At 63.8% G+C, this 24,576-nt stretch carries 18 protein-coding genes; 10 read left to right on the top strand and 8 right to left on the bottom strand.

Going from position 1 to position 24,576, the window contains the following annotated elements:
* Window positions 1-150 precede the first annotated feature (150 nt).
* The gene (locus tag JQ580_RS10845; protein WP_212280035.1) at window positions 151-2,364 is read left to right on the top strand and encodes a transglycosylase domain-containing protein; all 2,214 of its coding nucleotides are present in this window, start codon (window positions 151-153) and stop codon (window positions 2,362-2,364) included.
* A 264-nt stretch (window positions 2,365-2,628) separates the two neighbouring features.
* Here the strand turns inward: JQ580_RS10845 and JQ580_RS10840 are convergent, their stop codons facing one another.
* The 4 genes from JQ580_RS10840 to JQ580_RS10825 form a co-directional block, all read right to left on the bottom strand.
* Window positions 2,629-3,468, bottom strand: coding sequence for a M48 family metallopeptidase (locus JQ580_RS10840; protein ID WP_212280034.1), 840 nt, complete (start codon window positions 3,466-3,468; stop codon window positions 2,629-2,631).
* 216 nt (window positions 3,469-3,684) lie between these two features.
* A complete protein-coding gene (locus JQ580_RS10835; protein ID WP_212280033.1) occupies window positions 3,685-5,013 on the bottom strand; it encodes a polyhydroxyalkanoate depolymerase in 1,329 nt (442 codons plus the stop codon).
* A 122-nt stretch (window positions 5,014-5,135) separates the two neighbouring features.
* The gene (locus JQ580_RS10830) at window positions 5,136-5,954 is read right to left on the bottom strand and encodes an ABC transporter permease (protein ID WP_212280032.1); all 819 of its coding nucleotides are present in this window, start codon (window positions 5,952-5,954) and stop codon (window positions 5,136-5,138) included.
* Between the two features lie 235 nt (window positions 5,955-6,189).
* Window positions 6,190-6,993: an ABC transporter ATP-binding protein gene (locus tag JQ580_RS10825; protein ID WP_212280031.1), complete on the bottom strand. Its 804-nt coding sequence runs from the start codon at window positions 6,991-6,993 to the stop codon at window positions 6,190-6,192.
* A gap of 105 nt (window positions 6,994-7,098) precedes the next feature.
* On the opposite strand from JQ580_RS10825, the gene JQ580_RS10820 reads away from it, so the two are divergent.
* Both JQ580_RS10820 and JQ580_RS10815 read left to right on the top strand, forming a co-directional pair.
* Window positions 7,099-8,421: an ActS/PrrB/RegB family redox-sensitive histidine kinase gene (locus tag JQ580_RS10820; protein WP_212280030.1), complete on the top strand. Its 1,323-nt coding sequence runs from the start codon at window positions 7,099-7,101 to the stop codon at window positions 8,419-8,421.
* A gap of 102 nt (window positions 8,422-8,523) precedes the next feature.
* Window positions 8,524-9,078, top strand: a complete 555-nt coding sequence (locus tag JQ580_RS10815) for an ActR/PrrA/RegA family redox response regulator transcription factor (RefSeq protein ID WP_212280029.1) — start codon at window positions 8,524-8,526, stop codon at window positions 9,076-9,078.
* A gap of 162 nt (window positions 9,079-9,240) precedes the next feature.
* Here the strand turns inward: JQ580_RS10815 and JQ580_RS10810 are convergent, their stop codons facing one another.
* A complete protein-coding gene (locus JQ580_RS10810; protein ID WP_212280028.1) occupies window positions 9,241-9,732 on the bottom strand; it encodes an MmcB family DNA repair protein in 492 nt (163 codons plus the stop codon).
* 216 nt (window positions 9,733-9,948) lie between these two features.
* Between JQ580_RS10810 and JQ580_RS10805 the strand changes: the two genes are divergently transcribed.
* The gene (locus JQ580_RS10805) at window positions 9,949-11,649 is read left to right on the top strand and encodes an alpha-amylase family protein (RefSeq protein WP_212280027.1); all 1,701 of its coding nucleotides are present in this window, start codon (window positions 9,949-9,951) and stop codon (window positions 11,647-11,649) included.
* 174 nt (window positions 11,650-11,823) lie between these two features.
* On the opposite strand, the gene JQ580_RS10800 is transcribed toward JQ580_RS10805, so the two are convergent.
* Complete coding sequence (locus JQ580_RS10800; RefSeq protein WP_212280026.1) at window positions 11,824-13,425, bottom strand: alpha-amylase family glycosyl hydrolase; 1,602 nt, start codon at window positions 13,423-13,425, stop codon at window positions 11,824-11,826.
* Window positions 13,426-13,586: 161 nt separating this feature from the next.
* Between JQ580_RS10800 and JQ580_RS10795 the strand changes: the two genes are divergently transcribed.
* Window positions 13,587-14,255: an MBL fold metallo-hydrolase gene (locus JQ580_RS10795; protein WP_212280025.1), complete on the top strand. Its 669-nt coding sequence runs from the start codon at window positions 13,587-13,589 to the stop codon at window positions 14,253-14,255.
* Window positions 14,256-14,267: 12 nt separating this feature from the next.
* On the opposite strand, the gene JQ580_RS10790 is transcribed toward JQ580_RS10795, so the two are convergent.
* Window positions 14,268-15,455 carry an extracellular catalytic domain type 1 short-chain-length polyhydroxyalkanoate depolymerase gene (locus JQ580_RS10790; RefSeq protein WP_212280024.1) on the bottom strand — a complete coding sequence of 396 codons (1,188 nt, stop codon included), beginning with the start codon at window positions 15,453-15,455 and terminating at the stop codon, window positions 14,268-14,270.
* A gap of 487 nt (window positions 15,456-15,942) precedes the next feature.
* Here JQ580_RS10790 and JQ580_RS10785 point away from each other — a divergent pair, with 487 nt between their 5' ends.
* Together JQ580_RS10785 and JQ580_RS10780 are read left to right on the top strand one after the other, a co-directional pair.
* Window positions 15,943-17,178 (top strand): LLM class flavin-dependent oxidoreductase, encoded by a 1,236-nt coding sequence (locus JQ580_RS10785; protein ID WP_212280023.1) that lies wholly within the window; start codon window positions 15,943-15,945, stop codon window positions 17,176-17,178.
* Between the two features lie 159 nt (window positions 17,179-17,337).
* Complete coding sequence (locus JQ580_RS10780) at window positions 17,338-18,714, top strand: cytochrome P450 (RefSeq protein ID WP_212280022.1); 1,377 nt, start codon at window positions 17,338-17,340, stop codon at window positions 18,712-18,714.
* Between the two features lie 133 nt (window positions 18,715-18,847).
* On the opposite strand, the gene JQ580_RS10775 is transcribed toward JQ580_RS10780, so the two are convergent.
* Complete coding sequence (locus JQ580_RS10775) at window positions 18,848-19,687, bottom strand: SDR family NAD(P)-dependent oxidoreductase (RefSeq protein WP_212280021.1); 840 nt, start codon at window positions 19,685-19,687, stop codon at window positions 18,848-18,850.
* A gap of 179 nt (window positions 19,688-19,866) precedes the next feature.
* Here JQ580_RS10775 and JQ580_RS10770 point away from each other — a divergent pair, with 179 nt between their 5' ends.
* From JQ580_RS10770 to JQ580_RS10760, 3 genes are all read left to right on the top strand, one after another.
* Window positions 19,867-20,835 (top strand): sensor histidine kinase, encoded by a 969-nt coding sequence (locus tag JQ580_RS10770; RefSeq protein ID WP_212280020.1) that lies wholly within the window; start codon window positions 19,867-19,869, stop codon window positions 20,833-20,835.
* Between the two features lie 220 nt (window positions 20,836-21,055).
* Window positions 21,056-22,792 (top strand): putative bifunctional diguanylate cyclase/phosphodiesterase, encoded by a 1,737-nt coding sequence (locus tag JQ580_RS10765; protein ID WP_212280019.1) that lies wholly within the window; start codon window positions 21,056-21,058, stop codon window positions 22,790-22,792.
* A 96-nt stretch (window positions 22,793-22,888) separates the two neighbouring features.
* Window positions 22,889-24,331: a sigma-54 interaction domain-containing protein gene (locus JQ580_RS10760; RefSeq protein WP_212280018.1), complete on the top strand. Its 1,443-nt coding sequence runs from the start codon at window positions 22,889-22,891 to the stop codon at window positions 24,329-24,331.
* Window positions 24,332-24,576: the final 245 nt, after the last annotated feature.

Raw genomic sequence — 24,576 nt, 5'->3', positions numbered from 1 at the left:
CTGCCGGCGATCCTAGCTCCCGCGCGCGATCAGCGGAACTGCGGCGGGCGAATGCCGCACCTCCTAATCGCGCGTTAAGGTCTGGGTAACCGGGCCTTAAACAGCCACCGCTAGCGTGCGGCGGGGCGGGCTGACCGGGCGTATTTGCGTATGGCGTGGGGAAAGAAAAAGGCTGGGCGGAAAGAGCCGCTGTTCGGCTTGCCCGCGGCGCTCGCCGATCTGCGCCTGACTCCGGCGGATCGCATTCCCGGCGGCGAGAACAAGCCGAAGAAATCGACGAAATCACCCGCCAAGCGCAAGGCTGAGGAGTCTGACGACGAGCCGCCGCGCGAGCGCAAGGCGCAAGCCGGCCGCAGCGGCGCCAAGCGCCGGTCGAAGTCACGCATCGGCGCCAGCCTCGGTCGTATGGTCTATTGGGGCGCGGTGCTCGGCCTGTGGGGCGCGATCGCGGTGATCGGCGTCGTGATCTATGTCGGTGCCCATCTGCCGCCGATCCAGTCGCTGGAAATCCCGAAGCGGCCGCCGACGATCCAGATCGTGGGCATCGACGGCAGCATCCTGGCGCAGCGCGGCGAAATGGCCGGTGCCAATGTCGCGCTGAAGGATCTGCCGCCGTATTTGCCCAAGGCCTTCATCGCCATCGAGGACCGCCGCTTCTATTCGCATTTCGGCATCGATCCCGTCGGCATCCTGCGCGCCCTCGTCACCAACGTCATGCATCGCGGCGTCTCGCAGGGCGGCTCGACGCTGACGCAGCAGCTCGCCAAGAACCTGTTTCTGACCCAGGAGCGCACCGTGCAGCGCAAGCTGCAGGAGGTGGAGCTCGCGATCTGGCTCGAGCGCAAGCATTCCAAGGACGAGATCCTGGAGCTCTATCTCAACCGCGTCTATTTCGGCTCCGGCGCCTACGGCGTCGAAGCTGCAGCGCAAAGGTATTTCGGCAAGTCGGCGAAGAACGTCACGGTCGCCGAGGCCGCGATGCTGGCCGGCCTCGTCAAATCGCCCTCGCGCCTCGCGCCGAACCGCAACCCTGAAGGCGCCGAAGCCCGCGCACAAATCGTGCTGGCGGCGATGGCGGATGCGAAATTCATCACCGATGCGCAGGCGCAGGCCTCAATCGGCCATCCCTCCTACAATGTGAAGCCGGTCGGCGCAGGCACAATCAACTACGTTGCCGACTGGATCGGCGAGGTGCTGGACGATCTGGTCGGCCAGATCGACGAGAGCATCAAGGTCGAAACCACGATCGATCCGAAGCTGCAGAGCGTGGCGGAAGCAGCCATTATCGACGAGCTTGCGGCCAAGAGCGTGAAGTTCAATGTCGGCCAGGGTGCGCTGGTGGCGATGACGCCCGATGGCGCGGTGCGTGCCATGGTCGGCGGGCGGAACTATGCCGAGAGCCAGTACAACCGCGCGGTGACGGCGAAGCGCCAGCCGGGCTCCTCGTTCAAGCCGTTCGTCTATCTGACCGCACTCGAGCAGGGGCTGACGCCTGACACGATGCGCCAGGATGCGCCGATCGAGGTCAAGGGCTGGCGGCCCGAGAACTACACCCATGAATATTTCGGCGCGGTGACGCTGACGCAGGCGCTGGCGATGTCGCTCAACACCGTCGCGATCCGTCTCGGCCTCGAGGTCGGGCCGAAGAACGTGGTGCGCACCGCGCACCGGCTCGGCATCTCCTCCAAGCTCGAGCCCAACGCGTCGATCGCGCTCGGCACCTCGGAAGTCTCGGTCGTCGAACTGGCGGGCGCCTATGCGCCCTTCGCGAATGGCGGCCTCGCGGTGACGCCGCATGTCGTGATGCGGATCAAGACGCTGAGCGGCAAGCTGCTCTACATGCGCCAGCCCGAGGAGCGTAACCAGGTCGTCGATCCCCGCTATGTCGGCATGATGAACGCGATGATGCGGGAGACGCTTGTTTCAGGCACGGCGAAGAAGGCCGAGATCCCTGGCTGGCCTGCCGCCGGCAAGACCGGCACCAGCCAGGATTATCGCGACGCCTGGTTCATCGGTTACACCGCCAACCTCGTCACCGGAGTCTGGCTGGGCAATGACGACAATTCGCCGACCAAGAAGGCGACCGGCGGCGGCTTGCCGGTGGAAGTCTGGTCGCGCTTCATGAAGACGGCGCACGAAGGCGTGCCGGTGGCGGCCTTGCCGAGCGCACAAGGTGGCTGGGGCCTGTCCAACCTCGCGCAGGCGGCCTCGCAGGTGTCATCGCCGACAGCGGCCGCGCCCGTCCCGGCAGCGACCAACACTGGCGGCTATCGCCCGCCGCCGACGCGCGCCAATGCGCGGCCGGAGGCTGCGGCAGGGCTCGATGGCTGGCTGATGGACCGGTTGTTTGGCGGAAACCGCTAGGCGCGGGTTGGGGGCATTCAGCCCCTCAAACCAAAAAATGCGAAAACAACCCCATGCACAGTAGCCGGCGATAGCAAAATCAACGACTTGCGCTGGCAGTCCAGAAGCCTGAAAGCACCCGCCGGAAGACAGCTGGATTCCCCGCGACGGCGGGGAATCCAGTACGGCGTGGCTTCTTCTCCATTCAATCAGTGCCGTCTCGGCGTACGGGATCGCCCGGTCAAGCCGGGCGATGACACCGTTCAAGACCTTGGCAGCAAGGCCCTAATCCTCGACCCCGTAGCGGTGCAAATCATTGCCGTAGGTGTCGAGCCACTTCTTGGCGCGCTCCATCGACGGGCAGACCTTGCCGCACACACGCCAAAACTTCGCCGAATGGTTCATCTCGACGAGATGGGCGACCTCGTGCGCGGCGAGGTAATCGAGCACGAACGGCGGCGCGAGGATCAGCCGCCAGGAGAACGACAGCGAGCCGGCCGAGGTGCAGGAACCCCAGCGGCTGGACTGATCGCGGATCGAGAGCCGCTTGACCCTGACGCCGAGCTCGGCGGCATAAGCCTCCGACGAACGCTGCAGGTCGTGGCGTGCCTCACGCTTGAGGAAGTCACTGACGCGGCGATCGACATGTTCGAGCCCGCCGGCAACGCAAAGAATACGCTCACCGCTGTCGCGCACCTCGGTCCACACCGTGCCGCGCGCGCCGGCGCGGTGAACGATGCGATGCGGCGTGCCACGAAGCGGTATCACCGTGCCCGGCTGGAACGGCGCGGCCTTCGGCAAGCGACCGAGGCGCGCCGCAATCCACGCACCGTGACGCTGCGCGAAGTCCTTGGCTTCGGCCAGCGTGCCGCGCGGCGGCATGGTGAGGATGGCTTCGCGGTCGCTCGGATGAATTCTGAGCGTGTAACGGCGCGCGCGGCGGTGCCGCCGCAATCGGATGGCAAAATATTGCGATCCGTGGGTGATCAAGACGGTCTTCGGTTCGTGGGGACGCCGATAGAGAAGAGCGCGAGTAGCCATGTCTGTCAGTCCGGGGAGCAAGAGTTCGCCCGGATTCTGCCATAACCGCCGCCAGGGAAAGCGCTCGGCGCAAAAACAAATCATTTGCCCAATATACAGGGGTCTGGCGTCCGGGAGACCCTACAGACTGGGGTTGGAACCGGCTTTTTTCGCCCTCTCTGGACGCATGTGGCACCCCCAAGGGGTGAGGACTGACTCACTCCTATGAAGCTACCTAAATACCGCGAATCTGCAGGGAACCAAGCCCCGCCGGATGCCCCGGCAGGGCCGATATTTTCGACGGGAAAGCCGAAAAAGAAGCTATTCAGCCGCGCGAGCCTGCAACGAGCTCGGATTTGCCGCTGAAACCATGAAGTCGTGAATGCGCGGCACGATTTCCGATCTGAAGCGCGAGCCGTTGAACACGCCGTAATGTCCGACGCCCTTCTGCACGTAATGAACGCGACGATGATCGGGGATCGAGCTGCACAATGTGTGCGTCGCTTCGGTCTGGCCGATACCGGAGATGTCGTCGTTCTCGCCTTCGACCGTCATCAACGCCACGCGCGTGACCTTGGAGGGATCGACAAGTGTTCCGCGATGGGCCATCTCGCCCTTCGGCAGCGCGTGCTTCACGAACACGGTGTCGACCGTCTGCAGGTAATATTCGGCGGAGAGGTCCATCACCGCGAGATACTCATCATAGAACTCGCGATGCTTGTCGACGAGGTCGCCGTCGCCCTTCACCAGATTGGCAAAAAGCTGCTTGTGGGCGTCCATGTGGCGGTCGAGATTCATGCTGATGAAGCCGTTGAGCTGCAGGAATCCCGGATAGACGTCGCGCATCATGCCCGGATGAGGGAACGGCACCTTGGTGATGACATGGTTGCGGAACCAGTCGATGCCGCGCTCTTGGGCGAGATTGTTCACCGCAGTCGGATTGCGGCGGGTGTCGATCGGGCCGCCCATCAGCGTCATCGAAGTCGGCACGAAGGGATCGCGCCGTGCTTCCATGATCGAGACGGCTGCGACAACCGGCACGGAGGGCTGGCACACCGCCAGCACATGCGTGTTGCCGCCGAGGACGTGCAGCATCTCGATGACGTAGTCGATGTAATCGTCGAGATCGAAGCGGCCATCGCTGAGCGGCACCATGCGGGCGTCTGCCCAGTCGGTGATGTAGACCTCATGCGCGGGCAGGAATGCCTCGACCGTGCCGCGGAGCAGCGTCGCATAATGGCCGGACATCGGCGCCACGATCAGCACGCGCGGCTGCGGGCTGCGCAGCGGACGGGTGAACTTGCGATCGAAATAGAGCAGCCGGCAGAACGGCTTTTCCCAGACCGAGCGAACCTCGACGGGGACGCGGATGCCGTTGACCTCGGTGTCGTCGAGGCCCCATTCCGGCTTGCCGTAACGACGCGTGGTACGCTCGAACAACTCGCAGGCCGCGGCAACCGACTTGCCGACCTCGGTGCGTGCCCAGGGATTGAGAGGATTTTGAAACAGCAGCTTGGTCGCGTCGGTGACCGCGCGTGCCGGATTGAGAGAGGCGTGCGCCATCTCGTACATCCAGTACATCGGTGTCGTCAGGACCGGACTGCCTTCAGCCGCCAGGGGCGGCGCGCCGCCAAACTCACCAATAGGCATCGCTATATCCTTCTTCGCATCGCAGCATACTGCCGAATGCGTAATATTGCGTCAATCCATGGTTCCGTACATCTACGTAGCGAAAACGGTTAAACCGGCCTGAATCCCCGATAAATCGGGCGTTATTCGCCGCCCGACAACAGCGAGCCATTTTTCTTAGCGCTGCGCAAAAGGGCAAGGAATGCCCAAAAAGAAGCTCCCAGCAGCACCGCATTGATGGCCAACGCGTCCAGCATCAAATCGATCCGAAAGGTTCGCTCGATCAGCAGCGCGCGCATCCCTTCGAACACGTAGGTCGGCGGCAGCACCCAGGCGATGGCTTGCAGCCAGGCCGGCAACACGCTGACGGGATAGTAGACGCAGGCGAGCGGCAGGATCGCGAACATCAAGGTCCAGACGATGCTCTCGGCGCCGAGACCGTTTCTCAGCACCAGCCCCGACACGAAGATGCCGACCGACCAGCTCGTGAAGATCAGATTGCAGAAGAATGCGATCAGCGGCAGGCCGAGGGCATAGACATTGAAGTGAAACATGACCAGCGCAAGCACGGTCATCGGAATGATCCCGATCGCGAGCCGGATCAGGCTCATGACCATCAGTGACAGCAGAAACTCGATCGGCCTCAAGGGGCTCATCATGAGATTGCCGATGTTGCGCGACCACATCTCCTCCAGGAACGAGATGGAGAAGCCGAGCTGCCCGCGAAACAGGATGTCCCAGAGGATGACGGCGCCGATCAGCGTGCCGCCCGCGCGCGCGAAGAAATTGGAATTCTCGGCGATGTAATATTGAATGAAGCCCCAGGTGATGACCTGCAGCGCCGGCCAGTACAGCAATTCGAGCAGCCGCGGCCAGGACGACATCAACAGATACCAATAGCGCAGGATCATCGCGCCGATGCGCTGGACGGAGATCCCGCGGGGGAGGGAAAGGTCGGTCATGGCGCGATAACCTGGCCCGGACGGGATCTGTCATCCCGGGGCGCGACACCGTCGCGAGCTATGATGCGCAATTGCGCATCTGAGGATCCATAACCACAGGATTGAATTTGGCGAAGACTCGGAGTGACCGGTCTCGCCCCACAGCCGCGGCCTGTGGTTATCGATTCCGGGCTCGCGCTCCGCGCGCCCCGCAATGACAGACCTTCATCCGGGCTACGAATACAGGTACGACCGCTCACCTCGCCGCCTCCTTCGCACCGTTCACCCGGCCACGGGCGACGTCCAGAAAGACCTCTTCCAGCGTGGTCCGGTTGTAGCGTGCCATGATCGCCTCCGGCGTATCGTCGTCCTCGATGCGGCCGCGCTTCATGATGATGACGCGGTCGCAGAGCCGCTCGACCTCGAGCATGTTGTGCGACGCCAGGAGGATGGTGGCGTTGTTGTCGCGGCGATAACGCTCCAGATGCGCCCGCACCCAATCGGCGGTATCCGGGTCGAGCGAGGCGGTCGGCTCGTCCAGCAGCAGCAGCTCGGGCCGGTTGATCAGCGCTTTGGCCAGCGCGACGCGGGTCTTCTGCCCGGCCGACAGCTTGCCGTTGGCACGGTCGATGAATTCGGTGAGATCGAGATCGTCCGCGAGTTCGGCGATGCGCTCCGACAGGTTCTTCACCGCATAGAGCTTGCCGAACACGGTGAGGTTCTGCCGCACCGTGAGCCGCATCGGCATGTCGACATAGGGACTCTCGAAGTTCATCCGCCCTAGCACGGAAGCGCTCTCCTCGGGCATCCCGTGACCGAGCACCTGCACGCGGCCGGAGGTCGGCAGCACCAGCCCCATGATCATCGCGATGGTCGTGGTCTTGCCGGCGCCGTTGCCGCCCAGAAGCCCGGTGATGCTGCCGCGCGGCAGCGAAAATGAGATGTCGTCGACGGCGCGGGTCTGCTTGTAGATTTTGACGAGATGGTCGACCGCGATCGCCGCGGACGAGCTGCGCTCCGCGACAGTCGGCCGACTTGAAGCCTTGCCATTCTCGGTCATGCTGGTGGTTCTTCTGCTATTGCAGCGGATAGCGCAAGGCTTGTAATCCGGTGGTTCCGAAGCCCAGCGTTTGTGATCCCGGAAGGCACCGCCACATTGGCCGAGATGACCGAGACTGCCGATACCGATTTCCGCCACGCACAGCGGCATATCCGCCTGGACACGATCCTGAGGCTGCGTTGGCTGGCGGTGCTGGGCCAGCTCGCCGCGATCTTCATCGTGGCGCAGGGGTTGGAATTCAACGTCGAGATCGTTCCCTGCGTCAGCATCATCGCCTTGTCGGCGGCGCTCAATCTGGCGCTCCAGACCGCGGCCAACCCGATGCAGCGGCTGGAGCCGATGCAGGCGGCCGGTCTGCTCGCGCTGAACATCGTGGAACTGGCCGGTCTGCTGTACTTCACCGGCGGACTGCAGAACCCGTTCTCGTTCCTGTTCCTCGCGCCGGTGCTGATCTCGGCCACGGCGCTGCCGGCGCGCTCCACATTCGGCCTCGGCGTGCTCGCGGTGGCCTGCGCCTCGGTCCTGTTCTTCTTCCATCTGCCGCTGCCCTGGGATGCCGATGATCCCCTGGTGCTGCCGCCGATCTACCTCGTCGGAATCTGGCTCTCGATCGTGCTCGCGATCGGCGTCACCAGCCTCTACTCGTTCCAGGTGACGGAAGAGGCGCGCAAGCTCGCGGACGCGCTGGCCGCGACCGAGCTGGTGCTGACGCGCGAGCAGCATCTGACCCAGCTCGACGGCCTTGCCGCTGCAGCCGCGCACGAGCTGGGCACGCCGCTGGCGACGATCTTCCTGATCTCGCGCGAGCTGGAGAAAACGGTGAAGGACGCCAGCTTTGCCGCCGACCTGAAGACGCTGCGCGAACAGACCCAGCGCTGCCGCGATATCTTGAGCAAGATCACCCAGCTCTCCCCCACCGGGGCGCCGTTCGACCGCATGAAACTGTCGGAGCTGATCGAGGAGGTGGTGGCCCCGCACCGCGATTTCGGCGTCGAGATCAAGGTGCGGATCGCGGTCGCCGCCGTGTCCGAGCCGGTCGGCTCGCGCAACCCGGCAATCCTGTACGGTGTCGGCAATATCGTCGAGAACGCGGTGGATTTCGCCCGGACCACCGTCGAGGTGAACGCGTGGTGGAACAAGGACACGATCGAGCTTCTGATCTCCGACGACGGCCCCGGCATTCCGCCCGACATCCTGAACCGGATCGGCGAGCCCTATCTGTCGCGGCGGCGAACCACGGATGACGGCGGCGGCGAGCGACGCGGCCTCGGATTGGGTGTGTTCATCGCGCGTACCTTGCTGGAACGCACCGGCGCAAAGGTCTCGTTTACCAACCGGATCTTTCCGGACCACGGCGCCGTGGTCCAGATCACATGGCCGCGACAGCGTTTTGAGGCTATCGAGACGCTGGAAGAAGCAATAGGATAACCGCGACCTTGCGTCGCACGACGGGGCGGATCGACTATTTGCCGCCTTGGCACTGCGCGATTGCGACGCCATATGTAGACGCGCTGGAGAGAGGACAAAACCTTGAACGCCATCGCCGAACTGAACGAACAGACCGACCGCTCGCTGCTCATCGTGGAAGACGACAAGCCGTTCCTGGAGCGCCTGTCACGCGCCATGGAAACGCGCGGCTTTGCCGTGACATCATGCGACACCGTCTCGGACGGACTTGCGCAGATCGGCAAGGCGGCACCCGCATTCGCCGTGGTCGACCTGCGGCTCGGTGACGGCAACGGCCTCGACGTTGTCTCGGCGCTGAAGAAGAAGCGCCCCGACGCACGCGCGATCGTGCTGACCGGCTATGGCAACATCGCCACCGCCGTCACCGCGGTGAAGATGGGCGCGATCGATTATCTCTCCAAGCCCGCCGATGCCGACGACGTCGTCGCGGCGCTGCTGTCGACCAGCTCGGACAAGTCCGATCTGCCGACCAACCCGATGTCGGCCGACCGCGTCCGCTGGGAGCACATCCAGCGCATCTACGAGATGTGCAACCGCAACGTCTCGGAGACCGCACGCCGGCTCAACATGCACCGCAGGACGTTGCAGCGGATCCTCGCCAAGCGCGCGCCGCGGTAAGTTTGCAACACTCTTGTGCCCCGAACGCAGCGCAGCACGAACTGATGCGCTGCCGAGCGGGGCCCATTATTTGTGAAGAGCGAGAAGCCGCACCTGCCTTCTGGGTCCCGGCCCTGCGCAGCAACGCTACGCGTTGCAGCGCGTCCGGGGCACGAGACCACGTTATTCCCAGAAATCAGCGTGGCCCTGCGGGTCGACCAACCGGTTGATCCGAAGCGCCGCCGCCATTCCAAACCGGACTGTCATTTGCTTGCGCGTGGCGGCCGCGAGCTTGTGCTCGGGCGCTTCGCACTGCAGGTGCGCCCCATAGGCGTCGGCGACGATCAGGCCGGTGCCTTCCGGAAAGATCCCGCACGGCAGGTCCTGCGTGAACGCGAAGAACAGCCGGTCGCAATGGGCCCGGTATTCGTGCCATTTCTGGTCGGCGCGCAGATCCTCCACCGACGATTTGATTTCGACGATCCAGATCTCGCCGCGCTCGTTCAGCGCCACCAGATCGGCGCGCCGGCCCGAAGGCAGCGGCAATTCGCTGATGCAGGTAAAGCCGAGCGAACGCAGCAGCCGCGCAGTGCCGCGCGCGATGGCCAGCGCCGTCTCGGACTGGCGGCGATCGGGCGGCGGCACGAGGGCGATGTTGCGGGCGGTATTGTCCATGGGTGAAGGGTAACCGATTCCATGGAGCCCGTCATTCCGGGCCGCGCAAGGCGCGAGCCATGACGCGCAATCCCGGTGTTTATAAGCCCCGGGCGCGCGAAGTGGGGCGTTCCGGGCGCCGGCGGATGCGGGGGAAGAGCGGGAACCTCACCCTCCACTCGCAATTATCACGCAGCCGCCGACGGTCGCGGGCGGACCAAAGAGGGCTGTCCCGGCATGATCGACGATCTCTGGTACAAGAACGGCGTGATCTATTGCCTCTCCGTCGGCACCTACATGGATGCCAACGGCGATGGGGTCGGCGACTTCAAGGGCCTGCTGCGCCGGCTCGACTATCTGCACGGCCTCGGCATCACCACGATCTGGCTGATGCCGTTCCAGACCTCGCCCGGCCGCGACGACGGCTACGATATCGCCGACTATTACAGCGTAGATCCCCGTTACGGTACGCTCGGCGACTTCGTCGAATTCACCCATGGCTGCAAGCAGCGCGGCATCCGGATCATCATCGACCTCGTCGTCAACCACACCTCGGACCAGCACCAATGGTTCAAGGAAGCGCGGCGCGACAAGAACTCGCCCTATCGCGACTGGTACGTATGGTCCGACAAGAAGCCCGCAAACGCCAACACGGGCATGGTGTTTCCCGGCGTGCAGAAGACGACCTGGACACGCGACAAGGAAGCCGGCGCGTATTATTTCCACCGCTTCTACGATTTCCAGCCCGACCTCAACACCTCGAACCCGCACGTGCAGGCCGAGATCCTGAAGATCATGGGATTCTGGATCCAGCTCGGCGTCTCCGGCTTCCGGATGGACGCCGTGCCCTTCGTGATCGCCACCAAGGGCGCCAAGGTGAAGAAGCCGGTCGAGCAGTACGACATGCTGCGCGCGTTCCGCGAATTCCTGCAATGGCGGCAGGGCGATGCCATCATCCTGGCCGAAGCCAACGTTCTGCCGGAAACCGACATGGAGTATTTCGGCCGCGATGGCGACCGCATGCACATGATGTTCAACTTCCACGTCAATCAGCACCTGTTCTATGCGCTGGCCTCCGCCGACTCGCGTCCGCTGGCGAAGGCGCTGAAGGCGACCAAGCCGCGGCCGGCCGCGGCGCAATGGGGCCTGTTCCTGCGCAATCACGACGAGCTCGATCTGGGACGGTTGACCAAGGCGCAGCGCGACCTCGTCTTCAAACGCTTCGGCCCCGACAAGGACATGCAGCTCTACGACCGCGGCATCCGGCGTCGCTTCGCCCCGATGGTCGGCGGCGACCGCCGGCGGCTCGAGCTCGCCTACAGCCTGATGTGCACGCTGCCGGGAACGCCCGTCATCCGTTATGGCGACGAGATCGCAATGGTCGATGACCTCTCATTGCCGGAACGCAACTGCGCGCGCACGCCGATGCAATGGTCGACCGAGCCGCATGGCGGATTCACCAAAAGCGACAAGCCCGACTGTCCTGTGATCGACGAGGGCCCGTACGGCTATCCGCACGTCAACGTCGCGAAACAGCGACGCGATTCCAACTCGATGCTGAACTGGACCGAACGCATCATCCGCATGCGCAAGGAGGTGCCGGAAATCGGCTGGGGCGATTTCGCGATCATTGCGACGCGCGATCCCGCCGTGTTCATCATGCGTTACGACTGGCGCAACAATTCGGTGCTGTTCGTGCATAATCTGGATGACAAACCGCGCGAGACCGCGTTCTCGGTCGGTTTGCCCGGCGATGCCGGCGAACACCTGATCAATCTGCTCGCGGAGGATCACAGCCACGCCGACAAGCGCGGCCAACACCGAATTGTGCTGGAGCCGTATGGCTATCGCTGGTATCGCGTCGGCGGGCTGGATTATTTGCTGAAGCGGAGCGACATCGACGAGAATACGACTAAGGGAAATAAGCATCCGGGGTGAGGTGGAAGGCCTTCACTTGCTCCCCCGCTGCGGCGACGCATTGCGAGCGCAGCGAAGCAATCCAGACTCTTTCGTTGAGAATTCTGGATTGCTTCGTCGCAAGAGCTCCTCGCAATGACGAGGAGATATCAATGGCCCCTTTTGCCGTCACGCTGCGACTGTCCTGGATGACAGCTAGGCGGGCGGCGATACGATCACGCCTTCATTGCCGCGCAGATCCAGCACGCCTTCGATTTGCTCGCCCTCACGATCCAGGAATGTCGACAGCAGGATCTCGCTGCCGAAACGGATCGCGCTCGTGGTGACCGCGACGGGATCGGGGCCGAGATTGAGCGCCACGATCACCGCGCGCCCCTCGGCCTCGCGGCGATAGATCAGGAGATCGCCTTGCGCCGTGATCGGACGATAATCGCCCGCGACCAGCGGCCGACTGCTCTTCCGCAAGCCGATCAGACGCTTGTAGAGGTTGAGGATCGAGCGCGCGTCGGCTTCGAGATTGACGACATTGTCGCGCACATAGTGCTCCGGCAACGGCAGCCACGGCCGCGCCGCCGAGAAACCGGCGAATGCGGACGCGTCCCACTGCATCGGCGTGCGGCAGCCGTCGCGGCCGACACCGATGCCGGGCACGTTCTTCTCGAAGGGGTCGCGCACATCCTCCGGCGCGATCGCCACCTGGTGCATGCCGATCTCGTCGCCGTAATAGAGGGTCGGCGTGCCGCGCAGCGTCAGTAGCAGCATGGCGGCGATACGGGCCTGCTCCGGCCCGACGCGGCTTGCGACCCGCGGGCGATCGTGATTGCCGAGCACCCAGTTCGGCCAGGCGCCGCGCGGCAGGGCCTTCTCGTAATCCTCGATGATCCTTTCGATCGATCGCGCGCTCCAGAAGGTCGAAAGCAGCGCGAAGTTGAACGGCATCTGCGCGCCGGTGAGGTCGTTGCCGTAATAGGCCATCAACCGATGCAGCGGCAGATAGACCTCGCCGATCAGCACACGAGCTCCGAATTCGTCGGTGACGCGGCGCATCTCGGCGATGACATTATGCACCTCCGGCTGGTCGGTGGAGTATTGCGTCATGACCCTTTCGTTCGGCGGCCGGCCCTCGACGTAGTGCGGATTCGGCGGGTTGTCGCGGAATTCGGAATCCTTGATCAGGTGCCAGATCACGTCGACGCGGAAGCCGTCGACCCCCTTTCCGAGCCAGAACCGCATCACGTCGTAGATCGCGGCACGGACGTCGGGATTGCGCCAATTCAGGTCCGGCTGCTTGGCGAGGAAGGCGTGATAATAATATTGGCCCGTGGTCTCGTCGAACTGCCACGCGCTGCCGCCGAACTCGGATAGCCAGTTGTTCGGCACCCCGCCGTCGGGTGCCGGATCGCGCCAGACGTACCAGTCTCGCTTGGGATTGTCGCGCGAGGCGCGGCTCTCGACGAACCAGGGATGCTGGTCCGAGGTGTGGTTCGGCACGAGGTCGAGGATCAGCTTCAGGCCGTTGTCGTGGGCAGCCGCGATCAGCGCGTCGAAATCGGCCATCGTGCCGAACAGCGGCTCGATCCCGGTATAGTCGGAGATGTCGTAGCCGAAATCTTCCATCGGCGAGGGAAAGATCGGCGACAGCCAGATCGCGTCGACGCCGAGCGATCTGACGTAAGGCAGCCGCTGCAAGATGCCGGCGAGATCACCGACGCCGTCACCGTTCGAGTCCTGAAACGACCGGGGGTAGATCTGGTAGAAAATGCCGTCGCGCCACCAGTTCGTATTGCTTTGAGCCATGCGGAAAGACCACCCGGAATCTGCGTCTTGCACGTGAGAACGCGACAACGCCGCCCCGGTTCAACTGGCGGGCCAATTGGGACGGCCGTGTGACGGCCGTTCCCACGAAGCGGCCCGAATCTTTTGCTTGGCGGCATGGCAAAAATCGGCATTGTGGCGCCATGACCGAGCAAAACGACACCCAATCCAAAGCCGGCGCGATCATCGTCCCCGTGACGCTGTTCGAGCAGAACTGCACCATCATCTGGCACGAGCCCAGCAAGAAGGCGGTGGTGATCGATCCCGGCGGCGACGTGCCGAAGATCCTGGACGCGATCAAGCAGACCGGCGTCACCGTGGAGAAGATCTGGCTGACTCACGGCCATATCGACCATGTCGGCGGCGCGGCCGATTTGCGCGATGCGCTGAAAGTGCTGATCGAGGGCCCGCATGAAGCGGACAAGTTCCTGCTCGACAATGTGGTCGAGAGCGGCGCACGCTTCGGCATGACCGGCGTGCGCAACTTTGCGCCCGACCGATGGCTCGCCGAGGGCGACACCGTGTCGATCGGCGATCTCACGTTCGACATCTACCACTGCCCCGGCCACTCGCCGGGCAGCGTGGTGTTCTTCAACAAGGAGCTGCGCTTCGCCCATGTCGGCGACGTCCTGTTCGCCGGCTCGGTCGGGCGCACCGATTTGCCCGGCGGCAGTCACGCCACGCTGATCAACTCGATCAAGACAAAGCTGCTGCCGCTCGGCGACGATGTCGGCTTCATCTGCGGCCATGGCGCAGGCTCGAGCATCGGCCAGGAGCGGATGACCAATCCGTTCATCACCGGCGAGATGTGAGCGCGACGCGCGCTACTTCATCAATCCGGCGGCGGTGAGCGCGCGGGTGATGACCGCACTGATATCGAGGCTGCGGCTCTTCTCGGTGGTCGGCTTGCCCGGTTGATCGGCGACAGCTGATCGGATCGACCTGGCGAGATGCGGCGCTGGTGACAGTGCTGTCACCGTCTTCGGCGCTGGAGCAGACTTTGCTGCCACTTTCTTCGTGGCAAGGTTTGGAATCCAGTTGGTCAGGCCGAAGAACTTGGCGATGTGGTAGGACGACGAAATCCCGGCTTCAATCAGGAAGGCACCTTCGACGCCATAACGCTGATCGTTGTCGGCAATGCCAAGCGGCGTGCCGTGCGACATGCCGGTGATGGCGAAGGATTCGACGACGGTTTCGCCGTCCTTGTCCCACCAGGTCTGGCGCGGGTAGCCGTCGACGATCGTTTCGGCCATCGGCGCGCTTGGCAGACCGTGCAGATCCAGCCACTGCTTGACGATCGCGTTGGCATTGCCGGGGTTGACGGTGCGGTCGGCGCTGCCATGCCAAACCGAGATTTTCGGCCAGGGCCCACGGTGGTTCGACGCCTGTCGTACGAGGTCTCCGAGTTCCCGCGCCGGCCGATCCGGCGAATGAAACATGCCGTCCAGTGCTTCGCGCAGATTGGTCGCGATGCCGTAAGGCAGGCCCGCGACAACAGCGCCGGCCGCGAAGACTTCAGGATAGGTCGCGAGCATCACGGAGGTCATGCCGCCACCGGCGGACAGACCCGTGATGAAGACCCGCCGCGCGTCGATGCCGTGCGTCTTGGCCATGTGCGCGATCATCTCGCGGATCGATTGCGCCTCACCGCTGTCGCGCGTGATGTCTTCGGTGTTGAACCAGTTGAAGCAGGTATTGGCATTGTTGGCGCGCTGCTGTTCCGGCATCACCAGGGCGAATCCGTAATGATTTGCCAGCGTCGACCATCCCGCGCCGAGATCGTAAGCGGCCGCAGTCTGGCCGCAGCCGTGCAAGACCACAACGAGCGCGCGCGGTTGCTGCAACTGCGCCGGCACAAAGCTGTACATCCGCAGCTGACCGGGATTGGAGCCGAAGCCCGTGACCTCCTCCAGCGCGCTCGATGCGCCGGCGCTAAGGCCGAATTCGCGCAGGCGAAACCCATCCAGCTTGGGCAGCTGCCGCAACAGTTCGAGATTTTTGGCTGATGACACCGGCAGCTCCAAGTGGGGTGACCCATTCAACGTCACCTCAATCAAATAGTTGCTGCAGTGCAAAATAAAAAGACCGTGTGCTGTCGGTCATCATGGAATCCCACGAAAACCTGCGGAATTTGCATGCATTAACCACGCTGCCTCAACTTCGTGCAGATGCGCGGCACATTCTCGCCGGATGCGATCCAGATCCTGTCCAACGCCGCAAACAGCACGGGGAGACGACAAGGCCTGCGCGCGCAGATTGCAGAGATTCGATCGTGACGGACACTGGATGCGACGGCTTCATGAATGCGACGGCCGGATGTGGGAAACGGAATGACGCTGTCGCGGCGATCTGCCCCTCGCTCCGCTTGGGGGAGAGGAGGGAAAAGACATCCGCATGCCTGCATTCCGCAACACGGGACACCGGGCGATTGCGTTCGCATGCTCCGGCACGTAGCCTCACCGCCTCAACAAACAGAAAATCAAAGCCGGAGAGAACGCCATGGCGCGCCTGAAGTTCGGAGCCTTCCTTGCCCCGCATCACCCGATCGGGGAGCATCCGATGCTCCAGTTCCGGCGCGATCTCGACCTGGTCGAGCAGCTCGACGCGCTCGGCTATGACGAGTTCTGGTGCGGCGAGCACCATTCATCCGGCTGGGAGATGATCGCCTCGCCCGAGATGTTCCTGGCTGCGGCCGGCGAGCGCACCAAGCGGATCAAGCTCGGCACCGGCGTGGTGTCGCTGCCCTATCATCATCCCTACAACGTCGCCCAGCGCATAGTGCAGCTCGACCACATGACCGGCGGCCGCGCCATCTTCGGCTCAGGTCCGGGCGCGCTTGCCTCCGACGCGCACACGCTCGGCATCGATCCGATGACGCAGCGCGACCGCCAGGACGAGGCGATCGGCATCATCCGCCGGCTGTTCAACGGCGAGCGCGTCACGGCGAAGAGCGACTGGTTCACCATGAACGACGCCGCGCTGCAGATCCTGCCGCTGCAGGAGGAGATGCCGTTCGTGGTGGCCTCGCAGATCTCGCCCTCCGGCATGACGCTCGCCGGCAAATACGGCTGCGGCATCATCTCGCTGGGATCGATGACCACGCAGGGGCTGATGTCGCTGCAGCAGCAGTGGCAATTCGCCGAGGACGCCGCGAAGAAGCACGGCACGAAGGTCGAACGCGCCAACTGGCGCGTGCTGCTGACCTTCCACATCGCCGAGACCCGCGAGCAGGCGCGCAAGGAGGCCGGCGCCGGGCTGATGCGCTGGCACAACGAATATAATGTCGGCACGCTGCAGCGGCCGGGCCTGACCGCGTTCTCCTCGCCGGACGAGGCCGTGGACAAGACCGCCTTCGTCGAGGGTGCGGCGTCCACCATCGGCACGCCCGACGACCTCGTCAAAACCATCAAGAACGTGATGCAGGTTTCCGGCGGCGTCGGCGCCATCATCGGCTTCGTGCACGACTGGGCCAATCCGGAAAACACGCGGCGGAGCTGGGACATGGTGGCGCGCTATGTCGTGCCGGAGATCAACGGCTATATCGACGGCCTGCGCCGGTCGCAAAAATTCGTGATCGAGAACCGCGCCATCTTCGAGCGTGCGGGCCAGGCCGTGATGGCCAAGATCATGGAGAACGAAAAGGCCGCCGAAGCGCTGAAGGTGACCGGCCCCGGCCGCGTCGCCATCCCCGCCGTCAATGCGCCGGATCTGCAGAAGGAAGCGGCGAAGCGCTAGGCCTGAGCCTTCTCTCCTCGTCGTCCCGGCGCCCCGCGCGATTGCGCACCAGCCCGAGACGACGGTGGTGGGGTGTGACGATTTTGTGCTCAAGACGACCGCAGCTCATCGCGCGCCGATCGTGCTATGTTGCGGAGCCTGCCAACCGGAGTGATCGTCATGTCGATGCAGAATGTGGCCGCACCGGCGCCCGACTACACCGCGCCCAAACGCAACGCCCTGACGCACATCCCCGGCGACGAGGGCTGGCCGATCATCGGCAAGACCTTTCAGGTGCTGGCCGATCCCAAGGGCCATATCGAGGCGAACGGCGCCAAGTACGGCCCGGTCTACCGCACCCATGTGTTCGGCGAGACCAATGTCGTGCTGCTCGGTCCCGAGGCCAACGAGCTCGTGATGTTCGACCAGCAAAAACTGTTCTCCTCGACCCACGGCTGGAACAAGGTGCTCGGCCTGTTGTTTCCGCGCGGATTGATGCTGCTCGATTTCGACGAGCATCGGCTGCACCGCAAGGCGCTGTCGGTCGCGTTCAAGTCGGGGCCGATGAAATCCTATCTGGCCGATCTCGACCGCGGCATCTCTGCGCGGGTCTCGCAGTGGAAGGCCAAGCCCGGCGAGATGCAGCTTTATCCGGCGATGAAGCAGCTCACGCTGGATCTCGCGGCGGCGTCCTTCCTCGGCGCGGACATCGGGCCGGAGGTCGACGAGATCAACCGCGCCTTCGTCGACATGGTCGCCGCCGCCGTCGCGCCGATCCGCCGACCCCTGCCCGGCACCCAGATGGCGGCCGGCGTCAGAGGGCGCAAACGCATCGTCGCCTATTTCCGCGAGCAGATCCCGCTGCGACGTGGCAATCAGGGCGGCGACGATCTGTTCTCGCAGCTCTGCCGCGCCACCCATGAGGACGGCGCGCTGCTGTCCGAGCAGGACATCATCGACCACATGAGCTTTCTGATGATGGCGGCGCACGACACGCTGACCTCGTCGCTGACGTCGTTCGTTGGCGAGCTCGCCGCCAATCCGGACTGGCAGGACAGGCTGCGCGCGGAAGTTCTCGCGCTCGGGCTCGCGGCCGATGCGCCGAGCAGCTTCGACGATCTCGAAAAGATGCCGCTGTCCGAAATGGCGTTCAAGGAAGCGCTGCGAATCAAGCCGCCGGTGCCTTCGATGCCACGCCGCGCGATGCGCGATTTCAGCTTCAAGGGCTATACGATTCCCGCCGGCACCGCGGTCGGCGTCAATCCGCTCTATACCCATCACATGAAGGACATCTGGCCGGAGCCGGATCGCTTCGATCCCTTGCGCTTCACCGAGGAGGCGCAGCGCAACCGCCACCGCTTCGCCTGGGTCCCGTTCGGCGGCGGCGCGCATATGTGCCTCGGCCTGCACTTTGCCTACATGCAGGCGAAATGCTTCGCGCGGCACTTCCTGCAGAACATCGAGGTGTCGCTGGAAGAGGGCTACAAGCCGGACTGGCAGATGTGGCCGATCCCTAAGCCGCGGGACGGCCTGAGGGTGCGGGTGAAGGCGGTTTAACTCTCGTGTCACGGACGCACGAAGCTTGAGCCGGGAGCCAGATGCGTAAGCGCGTTTATTTTGAAGAGATGGGCCCCGGCTCTGCGGTGCGGCAGGTCGCGCCGCACCGCGTCCGGGGCACGACACCTATCCGTTACGCGCCTCCGTCGAAAGCCTTCCGCAGCGCCGACAGCCCCTGCTGCTGCTGGGTCCAGTTGCGGCCACCGGTGACGGCGCCGTCGACGACGAAATCATGTCCGTTGACGAAGCTGGACTCGTCGCTTGCCAGGAACACCGCAGCGTAGGCGATATCGTCGGGCAGGCCGGCGCGCGGAATCGGCTGGGCGTTCTTGTAGACGTCGCGCAACATGGCGGGTGTCTGTTCGGCCGCATCGGTCGAAAGCCCGAGTGCCTTGCCGAAGATCCCCGTCGCGATCGCACCGGGCGAGATCGAGTTGACGCGCACGTTGGATTCACCAAGCTCCATCGCGACGCATTTTGTCAGATGGATTACAGCCGCCTTGGCCGCCCCGTACACAAGCGACGACGAATAGCCGGCGAGGCGTCCGGCGATGCTGCCGTTGTTGATGATGCTGCCCGCCCCCTGCTTCTTCATGACGGGCGCGGCGTGCTTCATGCCGAGCATGACGCTGCGCACCAGCGTCGCCATCGCCGCGTCGAAGCGATCGACCTCGAGACCTTCGATGCCGCCGGTCTGCGCCGGGCCGCCGGCATTGTTGAACAGACAGTCGATCCGGCCGAACCTGTCCACGGCAAGCGCGATCAGCGCCTGCATCTGCGCTTCGACCGTCACGTCAGTCTGTCGGAAGACGCAGTTGGCGCCGAGCCGGCTGGCCAGCGCCTCGCCCTCCGGTAGACGCCGCCCCGCGATCACAATTTTGGCACCTTCGGCAACGAAGACTTCCGCAGTACGCAACCCGATCCCGCTCGTGGCGCCCGTGATCACTGCAACCTTGCCGTCCAGCCTGCCCATGGAATGTTCCTGTTTTCGAACGATTTGATGCCAATTGGCGAAAATCGGCCGCTGCCATCGCGGCGGGCGCCACTATCCCTGCCTGTCTCCGACAAGGCAAGCTATGCTTGTGCGGGCAGGATGCGTAACATCTTCACAGGCCGCTCGATTTTCGAACGCATATCGCAACTGGGCTGCGCATGGGGAAGTTGATCGAGGAATTCCGCAGGGGCTGGCAGGGTACGGCGCCGCCTTCGCTCGGTCTGAGCATTGCGTTTGCCGCGGCTTGCCTGCTGGTTGCAACGCTGACGCGCTGGGCGTTGGCGCATGTGCGGCCCGACGTCTACTTCACCCCTTATTTTCCGGCCGTTTTCTTTGCCACCGCGTTCGGAGGCTTCCGAATCGGGGTCGTGACCGCGCTGGTCGGCGGCATGCTTGGCGTCGTCGTGAATTTCGGCGATGCCTTTGCCGATCGCGCGCGGTTTGCCCTGCTGGCACTCTATTGGGCGGTCTGTGCGCTCACGATCTGGGGCGTCGAGCACTATCGCACCATGCTGGCGGAGCAGCGCCGGATCTCCAAGCGCCTGATCGAGGAAGAGGATTATCGCAAGCTGCTGGTCGACGAGCTCCAGCACCGGCTTAAGAACAAGCTCTCCACGGCCCATGCCGTGCTGCATCAAGTGCTGCATGACGAGCCGCTGGTCTGGGCTCGGGTCGATCCACGTCTGCGCTCGCTGGCCGCGACCGACGATCTGATCTCGCGGATCGACAAGGCCGGCTGTGACATTCGCGACCTCCTGATCTCGGAGCTCGGCCCCTACGGCCATGTCCGTTTCACCCTGAACGGCGATCGGCTGTTCCTGCCGCCGAAGCTCGCGGTCACGCTGTCATTGATGTTTCACGAACTGGCCACCAATGCGGGCAAGTACGGCGCGTTTTCCTCGCCGCGCGGTCTGCTGCAGGTGTCATGGACCGTGAGCGACGACGACCGCCTGACTGTCACTTGGGACGAAACCGAGGGGCCAAGCGTGGACAAGGTGTCGGATCCCGGCTTCGGCACCAAGCTGCTGAGATCCGCGCTGTCGGCCTTCGACGGCAAGACCGAGATCTCCTACATGAAGACCGGGCTGCATTGCATCATGCAATGCCGCATCCCGCAAAGCGAATAGCCTCGCGCGCCAAGCGAAAGCCGACCCGCGCGCCGCCCGCAGTTTCGCAGGCGCTATTGACGCTCTGTTAATGACGATGGTCGGCGCGCGTCGCATCGCCGCAAGTTTCTCCCCAAACAGCCCCGTATTTCTCCGTACCCCTTAACCAAACTTAAGAGGGAACCGCGCAAGATCGCGTCCATTGCAAAAGCGCGCTGAAACAACAAGATTCATGACTTCTATGAACGACAACCAATATTCCAGCGCGACTGAAGCCGAGCTCGGCTTTCTCAAGGAAATCGTTAGAATGCTGCCTGCCGGCCTGACCGTGCAGGATGCGCATGGCGAGCTTCTGCTGGTCAACGATGCTGCCGCCGCGCAGCTCGGCATGGACGGCAGCCGTCCCTCGCCCGATCTGGCGCCGCGCCGCGAAGCCTGCCGCCAGGCGCTGAGCGCAGGCCAGGCAGTCGTCACCGAGGAGGCGCTGCACGACGGCGCCGCGCGCCAGGTGCTGCTCACGACCCATCGCCCCGTTCGCCTCGCCGGACGCGAGCTGCTGATCTCGGCATCCTCCGACATCACCGAGCAGAAGAATTTCGAGGACCAGCTGTTCCGCTCGGCCTATTTCGACGAGCTGACCGGATTGCCCTCGCGGCGCGTGATCGAACATCACACCAGCAACCTGCTTGCGGCCGATCGTGGCAGCGGGCGCTTCGCGCTGGCTTTCCTCGACGTCGACAATTTCAAGCACATCAACGACTATTACGGCCACGCCGTCGGCGATGCGCTGCTGGTCGAGTTGTCGAAGCGGCTTGGACGCGACCTGCGCGATTCCGACATGCTGTCGCGCATCTCCGGCGACGAATTCCTGCTGCTGCTGTCGCCGATCCAGAGCCAGGAGGAGGTCGCCGAATTCATGCAGTCGACGCTGGAGCGGCTGACGGCACCGTTCTTCATCGACAATTCGGAAGTCTTCGCTTCCACCTCTGTCGGCATCAGCCTCTATCCCGAGCACGGCCGCAGCTTCGAGACGCTGCGCCAGAACGCCGACATCGCGATGTACCACATCAAGAACGACGGCAAGGGATCGGCGACGTTCTTCGACTCCAGCATGGAGCGCGAGGCGCTGGCGCGGATGAAGATCGAGCAGTCGCTGCGGCAAGCCATCCTGGAGAAGCGCTTCTGTTGCGCCTTCCAGTCCAAGGTCGACATCCGCACCCAGGCCGTGAAGGGCATCGAGGCCCTGGTGCGCCTGCGCGACGACGAAGGCGTGATCCAGGCGCCCGGCTCGTTCATCAATCTCGCCGGCGAGCTCGGCCTGATCGACGAGCTGACTCACCTCGTGCTCGCCGAGATCGTCAAATCGATCGACTTGATTAACGAGACCTTCGGCGCGGAAGCAACCATCAGCATCAATGTCGCGGCCAAGCAGGCCGGCAATCCCGAGTTCATGCGCAGCTTCGCGCGGGCGCTGGAGGAGACCGGCTTTCCGCAGCGCTTCATGATCGAGGTGACGGAAGACGCCTTCGTCGCCAAGAATCACTTCCAGGCCGAGATCCTGCCGATGTTCCGCAAGCTCGGTGTCGGCATCTCGATCGACGATTTCGGTACCGGCTATTCCTCGCTTTCGGCACTGGCCGACATCACCGCTGACGAGATCAAGATCGACCGTTCCTTCATCACCGATATCCATAAGCGTCAGCGCAGCCAGGGAATTCTGCGCGCGATCGAGTCGCTGAGCGAGGCGCTCGGCATGACTGTGATCGCCGAAGGCCTCGAAACCTACGAGGAGCTTGCTTATCTCCAGGCCGCGACCAAGATCCGCTACGCGCAGGGCTATTATTTCTCCCGCCCGATCTTCCTGGAGGAGCTGAAGCTCGCGACACCGGCCTCGAGCGAGTCGCGCGCCAGCGTGGCGAGCCGGCCCACCCAGCAGAACCGCCAAGGCTATTCGCGCGCGAGCGGGTATCGAAGGTAGGCAGCAAGCCGCCGCCACACTCACCGCGCTTCATTTCTGCCCTTTGAAATTGCTGGCTTTTTGCTATTACACGGACTGACTTCCCCGGGATATGTCATGTCCACCTCTTCCGCCTCGATCAGCGATCCCGCCTATCTCCGAGCGCGCGCGATGGAGACGCTGTTCGAGCGGCTGGAACAGCTCTGCGAGGGCGCGATCGCGATCGACCGCACTGGACGCGTCGTCTACGTCAATGAGAAATATCTCGCGGCGCTGGGTCTCAAGCGGACTTGCGAGGCGATCGGCCGGCCGATCGAGGAGGTCATCCCCAACAGCATGATGCGGAAGGTGGCCGAGACCGGCGAGCCGATCCTGCTCGACATCATGGAGCTTGGCGGCGAGCAGCTCGTCGTGACGCGCATGCCGATCGAGGACGAGAACGGGACGGTGATCGGCGCGATCGGCTTCGTGCTTTACGATCACATCGAAAGCCTGAAGCCGCTGCTCGCCCGCGTCGCCCAGCTCGAGAGTGATCTGCGGCTGGCGCGGCGGCAACTGTCAAACGCCCGCGCCGCGCGCTTCACGTTCGCGGATTTCGTTGGCACCACCGCGGGAATCGCCCAGGCAAAGGAATTCGCCAAGCGCGCGGCACGGCAAAGCGTGACCGTTCTGCTGACCGGCGAGACCGGCACCGGCAAGGAATTACTGGCGCAGGCGATCCACAATGCGTCGTCGCGCGCCGAAAAGCCGTTCGTCAGCGTCAATGTCGCGGCGATCCCGGAGACACTGATCGAGTTCGAATTCTTCGGCACCGCGCCGGGCGCCTACACCGGGGCCGACCGCAGGGGGCGCGAGGGCAAATTCCGAATCGCCGACGGCGGCACGCTGTTCCTCGACGAGATCGGCGAGATGCCGCTGCAATTGCAGGCCAAGCTGCTGCGCGTGCTGCAGGAGCGCGAGATCGAGCCGCTCGGCTCGGACAAGATCAGCAAAGTGGACTTGCGCGTCATCGCCGCGACCAATGTGGATTTGCGCAAGCGCGTCAGTGACGGCGCCTTCCGCGCCGATCTCTACTACCGGCTCAACGTGCTCTCGATCGACCTGCCGCCACTTCGCAAATGCCTCGACGATCTGCCTGACATCTGCGCGCGGCTGATCGAAGACATCAGCGCCTCCGGAGACTTCGTCAACGCCAGGATCACCCCGAGCGGTCTCTCAGCCCTCGCGCGCTACGATTGGCCCGGCAATGTCCGCGAGCTTCGCAACATCCTCGAACGCGCGCTGATCCTGAGCGATTCCGGGCGGCTGACCAGCGATGATTTCGTTCACATCCTGCCGGTGAACAGGGCCGCCGTTTCAACGCCAGGGGCCCGAATGACCGGATCTGTGGTGCCTTACGCCGAGGCGGAGGCCGAGTTCGAGAAGCAGACGCTCGAACATGCGCTTGCCGCCAGCAACGGCCAGATCACCGAGGCAGCCAGGATGCTTCGGATCTCGCGCGCAACCTTTTACAAGAAGCTCGCCAAGTCTGGACTGGCCTCGGGGGCCTCGCCTGTCTGAATTTCGAGACTGATGCGTCTGAAGTCTCGGATTCCGGACACCTTGGCGCCGGCGTTTGCTTGTAGCGACTTCAGCGTTTGTGCCGCATTTTCAGCCATTCTCAAAGCAGGCTCCGGATCTGGCGCGGGGCTTGCTCCGGGCCGGTCCAAGGAAACGCATGTTCGAGGAAGCGCTTGGGCTGATGCGCGCCGCGGCAACGCGCAAGCGTCGCAAGGTCGCGGCAGGCACACGTCAACGGACTGTCA

The organism is Bradyrhizobium sp. SZCCT0148 (genome assembly GCF_018129985.1).
In the GTDB taxonomy this organism is placed as follows: Bacteria; Pseudomonadota; Alphaproteobacteria; order Rhizobiales; family Xanthobacteraceae; genus Bradyrhizobium; species Bradyrhizobium japonicum_H.
Note: the sequence above shows the minus strand (reverse complement) of the source record. Positions and strands in the feature narration are given on the sequence as shown.